This is a genomic window from Methylomonas sp. LL1 (genome assembly GCF_015711015.1).
Classification (GTDB): domain Bacteria; phylum Pseudomonadota; class Gammaproteobacteria; order Methylococcales; family Methylomonadaceae; genus Methylomonas.
Genome location: NZ_CP064653.1, coordinates 3,195,721 through 3,209,833, shown reverse-complemented (window position 1 = coordinate 3,209,833; position 14,113 = coordinate 3,195,721). Strand labels below are relative to the sequence as shown.

Here is a 14,113-nt window from a genome sequence, read left to right as displayed (position 1 = left end):
TGGGTTTACATCATGGCTTATTTCGTGCATAAAAATTGTAAAGGTAAGGCATGGCTGAAACGAAACCGAGCGAAAAAAAAATATCTACTAAATTGATCATAATCATAGTGTTGGCTGCGCTGCTACTATTGTTGGCCGGAGGGGGCGCGGGCTATTTCTTTTTTATGAAGCAGTCGTCCGAAACGGCGCATGGCCAAGTAACGGATGGCGAGGGGGGCAAGAATGAAGCTGCTAAGCCGGCTGAAATCATTCCGGAGGTTTATTACGATTTGGCAGCCCCTCTACTGGTCAATTTTCCGCCCGGATCCAGCGCTAAGATCATCAAAGTATCTTTGTCCGTATTGGTTGAGAGCGATGCAAGCGTGGGTGTTCTTAAAAAGCACGAACCGATGATTCGAAATAATTTATTGATGGCAATCAGTTCGATTGGTGCCGACAAGGCCAAAACATTGGAAGGTAAACAGGAGTTGCAGGCGATGATGCTGAACGAGATAGGCAAGGTGATGGAGAAAATGGCTGGGAAAAACACAGCTAAAGATGTTTACTTTACTGAATTTGTACTGCAATAAATGTCAACTGCGGACCTACTTTCCCAGGATGAAATCGATGCCCTGCTGCATGGTGTTGATGATGGCGATGTTGAAACCGTTCATGATGATGAAGAGGTCAAGAGCGCCAGATTATATGATTTCAACAGCCAGGAACGCATTGTCCGTGGCCGTATGCCGACGCTGGAAATGGTCAACGAGCGCTTTGCCCGCTATTTCCGGATTGCGTTATTCAATTTTCTGAGGCGGGCCGCGGAGATTTCGGTATCCGGAATTCAGGTCCAAAAATTTTCCGAGTTTATTCAGGGTTTGTTCGTCCCGACCAATTTGAATGTGATTCGGATGTCGCCGTTGCGAGGAAGGGCGTTAATCGTGATGGAGCCACGCTTGGTGTTTACCGCGGTAGATAACTTTTTTGGCGGGGGCGGCCAGTTTTATAACAAGGTGGAAGGCCGCGAGTTTACTCCGACGGAAATGCGGATCATCCGCTTGATTCTCGATATGATTTTCAAGGACTTGTCCGAGGCCTGGAAGCCGGTGATGGATGTGGAATTTGAATATATCAATTCCGAGGTTAATCCCCAGTTTGCCAATATTGTGAGTCCTTCCGAAATCGTGGTGATTTCGACTATCCACGTTGAGTTGGAGGGCGGTGGTGGCGATATCAACATTGCCATGCCTTATACCATGATAGAACCCATCCGGGAGTTGTTGGATGCGGTGACCAGCGATCGAGGGGAAGTCGATGGCCGCTGGCAAGAGTCGCTGAGGGCGGAAATCATGCGTAGCGAGGTTATGTTAAACAGCAAATTGATAGAGAAGGAAATGTCTATCAGTGAAGTAATCGAGCTGAAGAAGGGCGATGTGATTCCTATCGATATGCCGGAAACCGTATTGCTGGAAGTCGAAAATGTGCCGGTTTTTAAGGGCAAGCTGGGGCTATCCGATGGCAATTATGCAATCGAAATAGTGGAAAAGGTATCGCTGGACAATATGTGACGGATTAGACGGGCCAAAAATATGAGCGAGAACGACGAAATAGGTAATGACTGGGCGGATGCCCTGAACGAGCAGGCCGGGGCCGATTGGGGTGAGGCGATGAAGGAGCAGCAAGCGGGCGCCAATCCGGCGGGCGGTTATGCGGCGGCCGAGTTCCCTAATCTGGAAGATCTGAAACAGAAAAACTATACGAATTCCGATGAAGTCAAGTTGGATGTGATTCTGGATGTGCCGGTCACTGTCTCCTTGGAAATCGGTCGGACAAAAATCAATATTCGGAATTTGCTACAGCTCAATCAGGGTTCGGTGGTGGAATTGGATCGATTTGCCGGGGAGCCGATGGATGTGTTGGTGAACGGAACCTTGGTGGCGCATGGCGAAGTGGTCGTGGTAAACGACAAGTTCGGCATTCGTTTGACCGATATTATCAGTCCGTCGGAACGGGTTAGAAAGCTGGGCTGATGAACAAAAAATGTTCGATTGTTTTTGGCCTGGGGTTACTGAATACCTTTGCCGCGCATGCCGAAGAGGTTGACGCGCAAAGGCAGGCGGCAAAAATCGTCTCCTATGCCGATGTTTTGCAATGGGTATTGGCCTTGGGTTTGGTGCTGGCAATTTTTGGGCTGTTAATTTGGTTGTTACGCAAAACCGGCGGCTTGTCTTTTGCCGGAAAGAGTCAATTAGCGGTAATCTCCGGTTTGTCGTTAGGCATGCGGGAGAAGCTGGTGTTGGTCAGAGTCGGCGAGAAACAGCTGTTGCTGGGGGTAACGCCTGGGCGAGTGGATAAATTGCTGGAACTAGAAGGTGAATCACGCTTGTTTCAAGAGCAACCGGGCGATAACGATAGCGGTTTGTTTGCGAAAAAGTTGCAACAAGTCTTGCAGGGCAAGGCCGATGTTTAATTCCACGCTGGTTTTATTCGGGCTTGTCGTTTTGAACCTGTTGTTACCGGAGGGGGCCTGGGCCGCCGTGCCGGGCATAGAAGCCATTACCGTTACCAGCAACCCCAAGGGCGGGGAAAGCTATACGGTGACGATTCAAATTTTGGCCCTCATGACCATGCTGACGCTATTGCCGGCATTGTTGTTAACCATGACTTCGTTTACCCGAATCATGATCGTGCTGAGTTTGTTGAGACAGGCTTTAGGCGCGCAGCAGGCGCCGAGTAATCAGGTATTGTTGGGATTGTCCTTGTTTCTGACCATATTCATCATGATGCCGGTTCTGGAAAAGATCAACGAAACGGCGGTGCAGCCCTATTTGGAGGAAAAGATCGATGTGACCACGGCCATAGACAATGCATCGGAACCGCTCAAGCAATTCATGTTGAAGCAGACCCGCGAGGCGGATATCGATATGTTTATCCGGATTTCCGGCAAGGAAAATATCGATAAACCCGAGGACGTGCCTTTTTCGCTGTTGTTACCGGCCTATGTAACCAGTGAGCTCAAAACCGCCTTTCAAATAGGGTTTCTGATTTTTTTGCCGTTTTTGGTGATCGACTTGGTGGTGGCCAGCGTGTTGATGTCGATGGGCATGATGATGTTGTCGCCGATGATCGTGTCACTGCCCTTCAAAATCATGCTGTTTGTACTGGCGGACGGGTGGTCGCTAGTGTTGGAAATGCTGGCCGCCAGTTTTTATGTCTAAGCTAACGATGCCGAAATGACTCCGGAAACCATATCGAATATAGCGCAGGAAACGGTATTGGTGTCTTTGAAACTGATGGGGCCGATTTTGTTGTCTTCGTTGGCGGTAGGTTTGCTGGTGTCGATGTTTCAGGCCGCCACCTCGATACAGGAACAGACTCTGTCCTTCATACCCAAGCTGGCAACGATTATTGTGGTATTAATGATTGCCGGTCCCGGCATGCTACAAATGTTGATCGATTATTTCCACGATTTGATGCGTGAAATTCCTACCTTGATAGGATGAACTTTCGAGAAGACGAACTCATAGCCTATCTCGCCTCATTTGTTTGGCCATTCATGCGGATAAGCTCAATGTTCATTTCAATTCCGGTTTTTAGCGTCAATAGTGTGCCGGCCAGATTGAAAATGATGCTGAGTCTATTGATTACGTTTGCAGTGGTGCCCACCTTGCCGCCGATGCCGGCGGTTGCTTTATTCAGTCCCGAGGGGTTGATGGTGACCATACAGCAAGTCATGTTGGGGATTTCGACCGGCTTTATTCTGCAAATGGTATTTTCGATCATGCTATTTGCCGGTCAGACGATTGCCTACGGCATGGGATTGGGGTTTGCCTCGCTGGTCGATCCTGCAACCGGCGTGCAAACCCCGGTGATTGCGCAGCTTTTTGTGATCGGATCCAGCTTGTTGTTTTTGGCCGTTGACGGGCATTTGTTGCTGATCGAGATGTTGGCACAGAGTTTTAGCACTTTGCCGGTGGCTGCCGACAGTTTGGACAAGTCCGACCTGTGGCGCATGATAGCTTGGAGTAGTCAGATATTTGCCGGTGGCGTGTTGCTGTCCCTGCCTATCATGGCGACCTTGTTGTTTGTCAACATCAGTTTCGGCGTAGCTTCAAAAGCGGCGCCGCAATTGCAACTGTTTGGCGTCGGATTTCCGATCACTATTTTATTAGGAATGGCGCTGATTTGGGTCGGGCTGGCTACCATGCTGGAAGGCTTTAGCGATTGGTTGCACGCGGGTTTTGTCCTGATCAGTGAAATGTTGAGGATGAGCTGATGGCGGAAGATGCCGACGACAAAACCGAAGAGCCCACTGGTAAGCGGTTAGCTGACTCGCGCAGGAAAGGTCAGGTACCGCGTTCCAAGGAACTCAATACCTTTGTGACGTTGATTGTCAGCGCCGCGCTGTTTTTTTATACGGGACAGTACATGGTACAGGGCTTGCTGAAGATGATGAAACATCAGTTTCAGTTGTCGCGGGATACCATCTTTGACCCCATCACGCCGGTCATGCATTTCAAAATGGCTATGGTTGAAGGTTATTCGGTCGTGTTGCCGTTGATGATTATTCTGATGATCGCCGATTTATTGACGCCGTTGCTGATGGGAGGCTGGAATTTTTCGGAAGAAGCCTTCGAACCCAAATTCTCCAAACTTAATCCGCTGCAAGGCATCAAAAAGATTTTCGGCATTCAAGGCGTGATGGAGTTGGTCAAGGCCGTTATCAAGGTGATATTGATCGGCTTCGTGGCCTGGAACCTGTTCAAAGTCTATTTCGATGATTTCATGAGTTTGAGCAGGTTAACGCTCGAGGCCGGTATCTTTCGGGTTGGCGAAATCATTGTGATGTCCGTGCTGGTATTGAGTGCGACCTTTATATTGTTGGTGTTGATCGATGTGCCGTACCAGTTATGGAATCACCAGCGCCAGTTGAAGATGACCAAGCAGGAGATCCGCGACGAAGCCAAGGAGTCGGAGGGTAGTCCGGAAGTCAAGGGCAAAATCCGGCAAATGCAGATGCAGGCCGCGCAAAGGCGGATGATGGAGGCTGTGCCCAGCGCGGATGTGATCGTGACCAATCCCACACACTTTGCGGTGGCATTAAAATATGACCAAAATGGCGGCGGCGCCCCGGTGCTGGTGGCCAAGGGTACGGATTTGGTGGCGGCCCAGATCCGTAATCTGGCGTTGGCCAATAAAGTGGTGCTGGTGGCGGCACCCTCTCTGGCCAGGGCTCTGTATTATTCGACGGAACTGAATCAAGAGATTCCGCGGGGGTTGTTTCTGGCGGTGGCGCAAGTGCTGGCCTACGTTTTTCAGCTCAGGGCGGCGTCCCAACAAGGCTGGGTAAAGCCAGTGCCGCCGAGTGATGTAGACGTTCCCGACGAATTCAGGCAATAAAAGCGAAACGAGCCTAACATGGATTTTGCAAAAATCATAAACGCATTGAAATCACTGACAGGCATGGGACTGGGGGCTCCGCTTGCCATCATCATGCTGCTGGCTCTTTTGGTACTGCCATTGCCGGCATTCCTGCTGGATTTGTTTTTTACCTTCAATATCGCTTTTTCGTTGATCATCCTGCTGGTGGTGATTTATACCCTGAAGCCACTGGAATTCGCCTCGTTTCCGACCGTGATCCTGGTAGCGACCCTATTTCGCTTGGCGCTGAATGTCGCCTCTACCCGGGTGGTGTTGATGATGGGGCATGAGGGAGGCGATGCCGCGGGTAAGGTGATCGAGGCTTTCGGATCGTTTGTGATCGGCGGCAATTTTGCCGTGGGTATCGTTGTGTTCGCCATTTTGGTGGTGATCAACTTTGTGGTGGTCACCAAGGGTGCCGGCCGGGTGGCCGAGGTGAGTGCCCGTTTTACCTTGGACGCGATGCCGGGCAAGCAGATGGCGATCGATGCCGATTTGAATTCAGGCTTGATCAATCAGGACCAGGCCCGGGCAAGGCGCGAGGAAGTAGCGGCCGAAGCTGATTTTTACGGTTCGATGGACGGTGCCAGCAAATTCGTGCGTGGCGACGCCGTGGCCGGCATCATCATTCTATTCGTCAACGTGATCGGTGGCTTGGCGATAGGTGTGGGGCAGCATGGAATGAGTTTTGCCGACGCGGCCAATGTCTATGTACTGTTGACGATCGGTGACGGTCTGGTGGCGCAAATTCCGGCCTTGTTATTGTCGGTGGCTTCGGCGATGGTCGTGACCCGAGTCAGAGGCAGTAAGCAGGATTTAGGTCAGCAAGTCTCGGCCCAATTATTCGAGGATCCTAGAACCTTACTGGTGACTGCGGCGGTGATGGGCTTGCTGGGTATCATTCCCGGCATGCCGAATATGGTGTTTATCCTGTTGTCGCTGGCGTTGGTGGGGGCGGCTTATCTAATCGATCGCCGGCGTAAGCTGGAGGAAGAAAAAGCCCTGGAAATGGAACGCATCGTCACCCCGCAACAGCAGTTGGCCAAGGCCGAGATCAAGGAATTGGGCTGGGATGATGTGATGCCGGTGGATACGATCGGCCTTGAAGTAGGTTATCGCTTGATTCCGTTGGTGGATAGGAATCAGGGTGGGCAGTTGATGACCCGGATCAAGGGCGTGCGGAAGAAACTGTCGCAAGATTTGGGTTTCCTGATTCCTTCGGTGCATATTCGGGATAACCTGGATTTATCGCCGACAGCCTATCGTATTTCGTTGATGGGGGTTTCGGTGGGTGAAGCCGAAATCATGCCCGACAAGGAAATGGCGATCAATCCTGGGCGGGTGTTCGGCACCGTGCAGGGCGTAGCCTGTAAGGATCCCGCCTTTGGACTGGATGCGGTGTGGATCGAGTTATCGCAGAAAGACCAAGCTCAAACCCTGGGATATACCGTGGTCGATCCTGGTACCGTGGTGGCGACTCATCTTAGTCATATTTTGCAAAGTAATGCGCATGATTTATTCGGTTATGAGGAAGCTCAGCAACTGATGGATAATTTAGCCAAGGTTGCGCCTAAGTTGGTGGAGGATTTGGTGCCGAAGACCTTGCCGTTGGGCGTGGTAGTCAAAGTGCTGCAAAACCTATTGTTGGAGCGGGTGTCGATTCGCGATATTCGCACTATCGCCGAAACTTTGGCGGAGTACGGGACTAAGAGTCAAGATCCGGACATCTTGACCTCGGCGGTCAGGGCCTCGCTGGGGCGCTCAATTATCCATGAAATCAATGGGGTACGGATGGAGATTCCCGTGATTACGTTGGATCCAAGCCTGGAACAGATATTGCATAAATCCTTGCAGACGGCGAGCGACGGTGGTGCGGGATTGGAGCCTGGTTTAGCGGAACAAATGCACCAATCTCTGGAAGAAAGTGCGCAACGGATGGAAATGGAAGGGCAAGCAGCGGTATTGCTGGTTTCCTCCTTCATCCGGCCCTGGCTGGCACGCTTCGTTCGTCATTCGATACCCGGTTTGCATGTGCTGGCATATAACGAAATTCCTCAGGATAGGCAAATCCGGGTGATTTCGACGGTCGGACAGCGTGCTTAAATGTTTAACGAGGACAAGCGATGAAAATTAAACGCTTTTTTGCAGCAGATATTCGCCAAGCCATGCGCATGGTTAAAGAGGAACTGGGCGCCGATGCGGTGATTATGTCCAATCGCTCCGTTGATGGTGGCGTCGAGATCGTGGCGGCACGCGATTTCGACGAGCAGGTGATTCATAAAAACCTGAAGCAGCAGCATGAAGAGGAAGTGGTGGCAAAACGTCTGAAAAAATACGATTTGCCCGAGTTTGCCGGCGACAATAAACCGGCGCATTTACTTAGTAGCGCCCGCAAAAAAGGCAATGAAGCTGAAAACCCCGTGCGTCGGAATCTGGACCAGTACATCGGTTATGCGGAAAAAGTGCAGTTGGCCAGCGTCAACGCTCAAAAAATTTCCGAGAAATTAAAGGTGGCGGAAAAGCCGGCCTGGGCCGCCGCCGAGGTCAAGCGTAATCCGGTAACCGAGGCTCCCAAACCGGTACAGTCACCCACCACGGATAAATTCATCGACGAAATGCGCAAGGAAATGCAGGACATGCGGACGTTGCTGGATACCAAGTTGTCCAGTATCGCTCTGTTGCCCCAGTCAAACGAACAACCGGTCCGGCATGAGCTGCAGGAACACCTAGTCGATTGTGGTTTCTCCAAAACGCTTACCGGCAAAATCGTCAATCGTCTCGGTAGCCATAAACAACTTGCAACGGCCTTGGCTAAGTCGCGGGAAATGCTGAGCAAAGTGATGCCGATCGCCGACGACCGCCTGTTGGAACAGGGCGGTATTGCGGCCTTGGTCGGTTCAACCGGCGTGGGTAAAACCACGACTATCGCCAAATTGGCGGCGCAATTTATCCTGAAACACGGTTCAAGGGAGATTGCCTTGATTACCACCGATAATTACCGGATCGGTGCTCACGAGCAAATCAACACTTACGGTAAAATTCTGGATGTGCCGGTACGGGTGGCTGGCGATGCCGAAGAATTACATCAGCATATTCATAGTTTTTCCGACAAGCGCTTGATCCTGATCGACACCGCCGGCATGAGTCAACGCGACTTGCGGCTTGCCGAGCAACTGAAAACCTTGCAGCATGGCGACCTGCCGATCCAATCCTATTTGGTGATGTCGGCAACCACGCAATACAAGGCCGCGCTGGAAATTATGGATGCATTCCAGATTCTTGAGCCACAAGCCACTATACTAACTAAGTTTGATGAGGCGGTCACAAAAGCGTCGGCCTTGTCGGCATTGATTGAGCGGCGTATGCCATTATCATTCATTACCGACGGTCAACAAGTACCCGAGGATATTTACGCGCCCGAGGCGGATTCATTAATTCAGCAGTGCATGCAGTTGGAAGATGAAGACCAGTACGCTGATACTATGAATTATGACAATTGGATGGCCGAAAGCCATGCATAAATCATTCGACCAGGCAACTGGAATAAGACAGATGAGAAACATGAAACCCGTGCGAGTGATAGCCGTGACCAGCGGCAAAGGTGGGGTCGGCAAGACTAATTTATCGGTCAATATCGGCGTGTCATTGGCCAAGGTCGGTCGGCGCGTGGCGATACTGGATGCCGATATGGGCTTGGCCAATGTCGACATTTTGTTGGGCATGTTTCCGGAATTTAATTTGTCGCATGTCCTGAGCGGCGAAAAAACCTTGAAGCAAATCATGATGACCGGACCGGCCGGGGTGAAAATTATTCCGGCATCTTCCGGTATCCAACGTATGTCGGATTTAAGCAATGCCGAGCAGGCCGGGGTAATTCGGGCATTTAGTGAAATCGACAAGGAGTTGGATGTGCTTATCGTGGATACCGCGGCCGGTATTTCGGCGAGCGTGGTAAATTTTGCCCGCGCCTGCCAGGAAATCATTGTCGTGGTGTGCGATGAGCCGACATCACTGGCCGACGCTTATGCCTACATCAAATTGCTGAATCGGGATTACGGGTTGAACAGTTTTCATATTATTACCAATATGGTGCAATCCGCCGAACACGGTCAGGCCCTGTTCAATAAATTAAGCAAGGTGACCGATCGTTATCTTGATGTGACTTTACAGTTTGTCGGCGCGGTTCCCCAGGATGACTACTTGAAAAAATCCGTGCAGAAACAAACTCCGGTGGTCGAAGCTTTTCCGCAGAGCAAGTCCGCGCTGGCGATTCGAAATCTGGCGCGCAAAATAGATCATTGGCCGATCAAACTCAAGGCCGGCGGTTATTTGGAATTTTTCGTCGAACGCATGATTCAATACAGCACCCGCGAGGATGTTGCATGAATAAAGCGGCAATGTATGCCGCGGTGCAGGCCGAAAACACCGATAAGTTGGTGATTCAGCATGCACCGTTAGTCAAACGCATTGCCTACCATCTGATGGGGCGCTTGCCCGATACCGTTCAGATCGATGATCTGATTCAATCCGGTATGCTGGGATTATTGGAAGCCATCAAGCATTATGATGCCGGCCAGGGTGCCAGTTTCGAGACTTATGCGGGCATCCGCATTCGTGGCGCCATGTTGGATGAATTACGCCGAGCCGACTGGACGCCGCGTTCGGTGCATAAAAAAGCCCGGATGGTCGCCGAAGCGATACGTGAAGTGGAAAATCAAGTCGGCCGCGATGCCAAGGATAGCGAAGTGGCGAGTAAAATGGGAATAGGGCTGGAGGAATACCGCCAGATCCTACAGGACACCGTGTCTTGTAAAACCTTTAGTGTCGAGGAGTTGATTCAGGGAGAAGACAGCATCATTGATGATGTCCATACCAATTATCAACCCGAAGAACAACTGATACAGCAGAATTTTCACCAAGCCTTGGCCAAGGCCATCGCCGAATTGCCGGAAAGGGAGCGCTTGGTGGTGTCGCTCTATTACGATGACGAATTGAATTTGCGCGAGATAGGCCGGGTACTGGATGTCAGCGAGTCCCGAGTCAGCCAGATTTGCAGTCAGGCCATGTTGCGGCTCCGGGCCAGGCTTGCGGATTGGTTGGATCGGAAAGATAATGGCGCAAGAGGTTGATTTGCCGTGACTACTGATTTTTATCCGGTTTTGGCGGCGAATGAGGGCTCGTTCCTAAATGATAAAGTAATCTGGGTGGAGATTATCCTTGGATAAAAACATGAAGATTCTGATTGTCGACGATTTTTCGACAATGCGGAGAATAGTAAAAAACCTGTTAAAAGACCTGGGTTTTACCAATACCGTCGAGGCCGATGACGGCAAGACTGCATTGCCTATATTGCAAAAAGGCGGTATCGATTTTTTGATTACAGACTGGAATATGCCGGGCATGACCGGGATAGACTTGCTGAAAGCCGTCAGGGCCAATCCAAATTTGGCCAACATGCCGGTATTGATGGTGACGGCCGAGGCTAAACGGGAGCAGATTATTTTGGCGGCACAGGCCGGCGTGAACGGTTATGTGATCAAGCCCTTTACCGCAGCGACCCTGAAAGAAAAAATCGAAAAAATCTTTGAACGTATTGAAGGCTAAATTAGGGGATTGAAAGATGAATGAAGATCTTCTGAGCTTGGCCAAAGACTTGGTTGCCGCGCTGGAGAAAGGGGACGAGGTGGTCGCCGATGCCTTATTGGATGAGTTGGCGGGCTTACGCGAGACTCAGTTATTCAAGGAAATTGGCCGCTTGACCCGGCAACTGCACGACACCATGGTCAGTTTTAGCGTCGATGCCAAAATCGCGGCGATGACCGAGCACGATATTCCCGATGCCAAGGAGCGCTTGCAATACGTGATTACGATGACCGAGCAAGCGGCCGATCAAACCTTGACGGCGGTCGAAAACCTGCTGCCTATTTCGCAAACATTGAACGACCAAGTCGAGCAATTAGCCGGCAAATGGTTGCGCTTTCTGGATCGGGAAATGCCGCTGGAGGAATTTAAGGCCATGAGTGTCGAGATTTCGCGGCATTTCAAGGAATCGAAGGGTGGGTTGGAGCAGGTTCAAGCCGGCTTGAACGACATACTGATGGCGCAGGGTTTTCAAGATATTACCGGGCAAATTATTCGTCGAGTGATCGAATTGGTACAGGAACTGGAAATCAGCATGGTCAAGTTGATCAGTATTTCCGGGCAAAAAACCGGCACGGGCAGGGCAGGGGGGCAGGCCCCGCATGAGCTGCCGGGACCCGTGGTGCCGGGCGTGGACGACAGGGATGGAGATGTGGCTACCAGTCAGGTGGATGTCGATGATTTGTTGTCCAGTCTAGGCTTCTGAGGAACAACAGATGACGATCGATCAGGACGACGAAATTCTGCAGGATTTTTTGGTTGAAGCCGGAGAAATTATTGAGCTGCTAGGTGAGCAACTGGTTGAGCTTGAACAATCGCCCAATGATTTCGACTTGCTTAACGCGATCTTTCGTGGTTTTCACACCGTCAAGGGTGGTGCCGGGTTTTTAGCCATTCATGCTTTGGTCGAAATTTGTCATAGCGCCGAGGATGTATTCAATGTCCTGAGACAGGGGGATCGCCGGGTTACTCCCGAGTTAATGGATGTTATCCTGCAGGTGTTGGATATTGTCAACGAGATGTTTGCCACAGTGCGCGCCGGAAATTTACCGGCGGCGGCGCCCGCGGATTTGCTGGCCAGGGTAAAAGCCTTTGCCAGCGCCGACAGTGCGGGGCCAGCTCAGATAGAAATGGCGCCCGCGACGGTTGAGCCTGAAGTCGAGGAACATTTCAGCCAAAGCCCTTCCCCGCAAGATCTGGTGGCTCAGGAATTCGATGCGATGCTGGATGCGGACGAATTGCTGGCCCGTTCCGAACCCGGTTCGGAAACCGATGAAATTACCGAGCGGGAGTTTGAAGATCTGCTGGATGCCCTGCATGGAAAAGGCGGCTCCCCCACGGCCAAAAAACCGCTTGACGACGTCGTGGTGGAGGACGACGAGATTTCCGAGGATGAGTTCGAAAACCTGTTGGATGAACTGCACGGCAAGGGCAAGTTCAAAGCGCCTGCTTCTCCGGCACAGCCTTCGGCCGATTCGGGCGACATCACCGAGGAAGAGTTCGATCAACTGCTGGATCAATTGCATGGCAAAGGTAAATTCGACGCCAGTATTGCCCAAAAAGCCATGGAACATGCGCCGATTGAGCCTCCTGCTCCCGCCAAGCCGGAGCCGATAAAGCCCAAAGCTAAACCCGAGCCGGTCGAAAAGCCTGCGTTGGAGGCCCTAGCACCGAGCGAGCCGGAAAGAGCCGTCAATAAAGCCAGCGTCCCGGATACTTCCGCTGATAAAGCCAAGGCCGCCGCGCCGCAAGTCGATACTACAGTACGTGTCGATACTCAGATACTCGACGACATTATGAATATGGTCGGCGAGCTGGTGCTGGTGCGAAACCGATTCCAAACCCTGAAAGCGAATTCCGAAGCCGGCGAGCAATTATCCAAGGCCATTTCCAATCTGGATGTGGTAACGGCTGATTTGCAGTTGGCGGTGATGAAAACCCGGATGCAGCCGATCAAAAAAGTATTTGGCCGTTTTCCAAGGGTGGTGCGCGATTTAGCCCGCAATTTGAAAAAGGAAATCCGGCTGGAATTGATCGGCGAAGATACCGATCTGGACAAAAATCTGGTGGAGGCGCTGGCCGATCCATTGGTGCATTTGGTCAGAAACGCGGTCGATCACGGTGTCGAGATGCCCGACGAGCGCGAGGCAAAAGGTAAGCCACGCGAAGGAGTGGTGATACTGAAGGCTTCTCAGGAAGGCGACCATATCCAGCTTTCCATCCAGGACGATGGCAAGGGCATGAACCCTGATCTGTTGCGGGCCAAGGTGGTCGAAAAGGGTCTGATGGATGAAGAAACCGCGGCCAGACTGGATGATAAGGAATGCTACAATCTGATTTTCATGCCGGGTTTCTCCACCAAGACCGAGATTTCCGATGTGTCCGGCCGGGGGGTCGGCATGGATGTAGTGAAAACCCGTATTGCCCAAATGAACGGCGTGGTCGAAATCGATTCGGTGGAGGGACGGGGCAGTAATATCATCATTAAAGTACCATTGACCTTGGCCATCATGCCGACGCTGATGGTTAAACTGGGCGGGCAGGCATTTGCCTTACCCTTGGCCAATGTGCTTGAAATTCTTGATCTTGATCTGAATAAAACCAACAAAGTCGATAACCAACTGGTCGTGATGGTCAGAAACAAAGCCTTGCCTTTGTTTTATTTAAGCGAATGGCTGGTCAATGATCCTTATTACAACGTCAATAAAAAGTCCTCCAGTAGTCATGTGGTCGTGGTTAACGCCGGCGGTAGGCAAGTCGGTTTCGTGGTCGACCAGCTGGTCGGCCAGGAGGAAGTGGTCATCAAGGCTTTAGGCGCCAAGCTGCATGGTCTGGAGGGATTGTCCGGAGCAACCATTACCGGTGACGGCAAGATTGCGCTGATTCTGGATGTGCCGGGATTGATGAAAAAATATGCCTGCTAATGCCGGCTATATGTTTCGCGGGAAATTGCCTTAGGCCGGGCCGGCAGCGGCGCGAAAAAGAGCCAAGCATAATTGATATTGCGATTGTCGCTGTCAAACTACCAAAGCTTGGGTGAATTTGCCAACGCATTTAACAAGTTGAGTTGATG

15 protein-coding genes are annotated in these 14,113 nt (G+C 51.3%); all 15 read left to right on the top strand.

What is annotated here, in order from left to right:
- Positions 1-50 precede the first annotated feature (50 nt).
- The gene (locus IVG45_RS14900) at positions 51-569 is read left to right on the top strand and encodes a flagellar basal body-associated FliL family protein (RefSeq protein WP_196434595.1); all 519 of its coding nucleotides are present in this window, start codon (positions 51-53) and stop codon (positions 567-569) included.
- Positions 570-1,547 carry a flagellar motor switch protein FliM gene (gene fliM, locus IVG45_RS14895; protein WP_196434594.1) on the top strand — a complete coding sequence of 326 codons (978 nt, stop codon included), beginning with the start codon at positions 570-572 and terminating at the stop codon, positions 1,545-1,547.
- Between the two features lie 21 nt (positions 1,548-1,568).
- Complete coding sequence (gene fliN, locus IVG45_RS14890) at positions 1,569-2,009, top strand: flagellar motor switch protein FliN (protein ID WP_196434593.1); 441 nt, start codon at positions 1,569-1,571, stop codon at positions 2,007-2,009.
- Positions 2,009-2,449, top strand: a complete 441-nt coding sequence (gene fliO / locus IVG45_RS14885; RefSeq protein WP_196434592.1) for a flagellar biosynthetic protein FliO — start codon at positions 2,009-2,011, stop codon at positions 2,447-2,449. Before fliN ends, fliO begins: the two co-directional genes overlap by 1 nt.
- On the top strand, positions 2,442-3,197 hold the full coding sequence (gene fliP / locus IVG45_RS14880) for a flagellar type III secretion system pore protein FliP (protein WP_196434591.1): 756 nt from the start codon (positions 2,442-2,444) through the stop codon (positions 3,195-3,197). The genes fliO and fliP overlap by 8 nt, the downstream gene beginning before the upstream one ends.
- 15 nt (positions 3,198-3,212) lie before the next feature.
- Positions 3,213-3,482 carry a flagellar biosynthesis protein FliQ gene (gene fliQ / locus IVG45_RS14875; protein ID WP_196434590.1) on the top strand — a complete coding sequence of 90 codons (270 nt, stop codon included), beginning with the start codon at positions 3,213-3,215 and terminating at the stop codon, positions 3,480-3,482.
- A 68-nt stretch (positions 3,483-3,550) separates the two neighbouring features.
- Positions 3,551-4,255 carry a flagellar biosynthetic protein FliR gene (fliR, locus tag IVG45_RS14870; RefSeq protein ID WP_330165362.1) on the top strand — a complete coding sequence of 235 codons (705 nt, stop codon included), beginning with the start codon at positions 3,551-3,553 and terminating at the stop codon, positions 4,253-4,255.
- On the top strand, positions 4,255-5,379 hold the full coding sequence (flhB, locus tag IVG45_RS14865) for a flagellar biosynthesis protein FlhB (RefSeq protein ID WP_196434588.1): 1,125 nt from the start codon (positions 4,255-4,257) through the stop codon (positions 5,377-5,379). Before fliR ends, flhB begins: the two co-directional genes overlap by 1 nt.
- A gap of 18 nt (positions 5,380-5,397) precedes the next feature.
- On the top strand, positions 5,398-7,503 hold the full coding sequence (flhA, locus tag IVG45_RS14860) for a flagellar biosynthesis protein FlhA (protein WP_196434587.1): 2,106 nt from the start codon (positions 5,398-5,400) through the stop codon (positions 7,501-7,503).
- A gap of 20 nt (positions 7,504-7,523) precedes the next feature.
- Positions 7,524-8,921, top strand: coding sequence for a flagellar biosynthesis protein FlhF (flhF, locus tag IVG45_RS14855; RefSeq protein ID WP_196434586.1), 1,398 nt, complete (start codon positions 7,524-7,526; stop codon positions 8,919-8,921).
- A gap of 31 nt (positions 8,922-8,952) precedes the next feature.
- Positions 8,953-9,786, top strand: a complete 834-nt coding sequence (locus IVG45_RS14850) for a MinD/ParA family protein (RefSeq protein WP_196434585.1) — start codon at positions 8,953-8,955, stop codon at positions 9,784-9,786.
- Positions 9,783-10,529, top strand: a complete 747-nt coding sequence (locus IVG45_RS14845; protein ID WP_230874598.1) for an RNA polymerase sigma factor FliA — start codon at positions 9,783-9,785, stop codon at positions 10,527-10,529. Before IVG45_RS14850 ends, IVG45_RS14845 begins: the two co-directional genes overlap by 4 nt.
- A 100-nt stretch (positions 10,530-10,629) precedes the next feature.
- Positions 10,630-11,004, top strand: coding sequence for a chemotaxis response regulator CheY (locus IVG45_RS14840; protein WP_196434584.1), 375 nt, complete (start codon positions 10,630-10,632; stop codon positions 11,002-11,004).
- 16 nt (positions 11,005-11,020) lie between these two features.
- On the top strand, positions 11,021-11,746 hold the full coding sequence (locus IVG45_RS14835; protein WP_196434583.1) for a protein phosphatase CheZ: 726 nt from the start codon (positions 11,021-11,023) through the stop codon (positions 11,744-11,746).
- 10 nt (positions 11,747-11,756) lie between these two features.
- A complete protein-coding gene (locus tag IVG45_RS14830) occupies positions 11,757-13,964 on the top strand; it encodes a chemotaxis protein CheA (protein ID WP_196434582.1) in 2,208 nt (735 codons plus the stop codon).
- The last annotated feature ends 149 nt before the right edge of the window (positions 13,965-14,113 follow it).

Coding starts and splice junctions, on each gene's coding strand:
- IVG45_RS14900 (WP_196434595.1), top strand. CDS start 51: ATGGCTGAAACGAAACCGAGCGAAAAAAAAATATCTACTAAATTGATC.
- fliM (WP_196434594.1), top strand. CDS start 570: ATGTCAACTGCGGACCTACTTTCCCAGGATGAAATCGATGCCCTGCTG.
- fliN (WP_196434593.1), top strand. CDS start 1,569: ATGAGCGAGAACGACGAAATAGGTAATGACTGGGCGGATGCCCTGAAC.
- fliO (WP_196434592.1), top strand. CDS start 2,009: ATGAACAAAAAATGTTCGATTGTTTTTGGCCTGGGGTTACTGAATACC.
- fliP (WP_196434591.1), top strand. CDS start 2,442: ATGTTTAATTCCACGCTGGTTTTATTCGGGCTTGTCGTTTTGAACCTG.
- fliQ (WP_196434590.1), top strand. CDS start 3,213: ATGACTCCGGAAACCATATCGAATATAGCGCAGGAAACGGTATTGGTG.
- fliR (WP_330165362.1), top strand. CDS start 3,551: ATGTTCATTTCAATTCCGGTTTTTAGCGTCAATAGTGTGCCGGCCAGA.
- flhB (WP_196434588.1), top strand. CDS start 4,255: ATGGCGGAAGATGCCGACGACAAAACCGAAGAGCCCACTGGTAAGCGG.
- flhA (WP_196434587.1), top strand. CDS start 5,398: ATGGATTTTGCAAAAATCATAAACGCATTGAAATCACTGACAGGCATG.
- flhF (WP_196434586.1), top strand. CDS start 7,524: ATGAAAATTAAACGCTTTTTTGCAGCAGATATTCGCCAAGCCATGCGC.
- IVG45_RS14850 (WP_196434585.1), top strand. CDS start 8,953: ATGAGAAACATGAAACCCGTGCGAGTGATAGCCGTGACCAGCGGCAAA.
- IVG45_RS14845 (WP_230874598.1), top strand. CDS start 9,783: ATGAATAAAGCGGCAATGTATGCCGCGGTGCAGGCCGAAAACACCGAT.
- IVG45_RS14840 (WP_196434584.1), top strand. CDS start 10,630: ATGAAGATTCTGATTGTCGACGATTTTTCGACAATGCGGAGAATAGTA.
- IVG45_RS14835 (WP_196434583.1), top strand. CDS start 11,021: ATGAATGAAGATCTTCTGAGCTTGGCCAAAGACTTGGTTGCCGCGCTG.
- IVG45_RS14830 (WP_196434582.1), top strand. CDS start 11,757: ATGACGATCGATCAGGACGACGAAATTCTGCAGGATTTTTTGGTTGAA.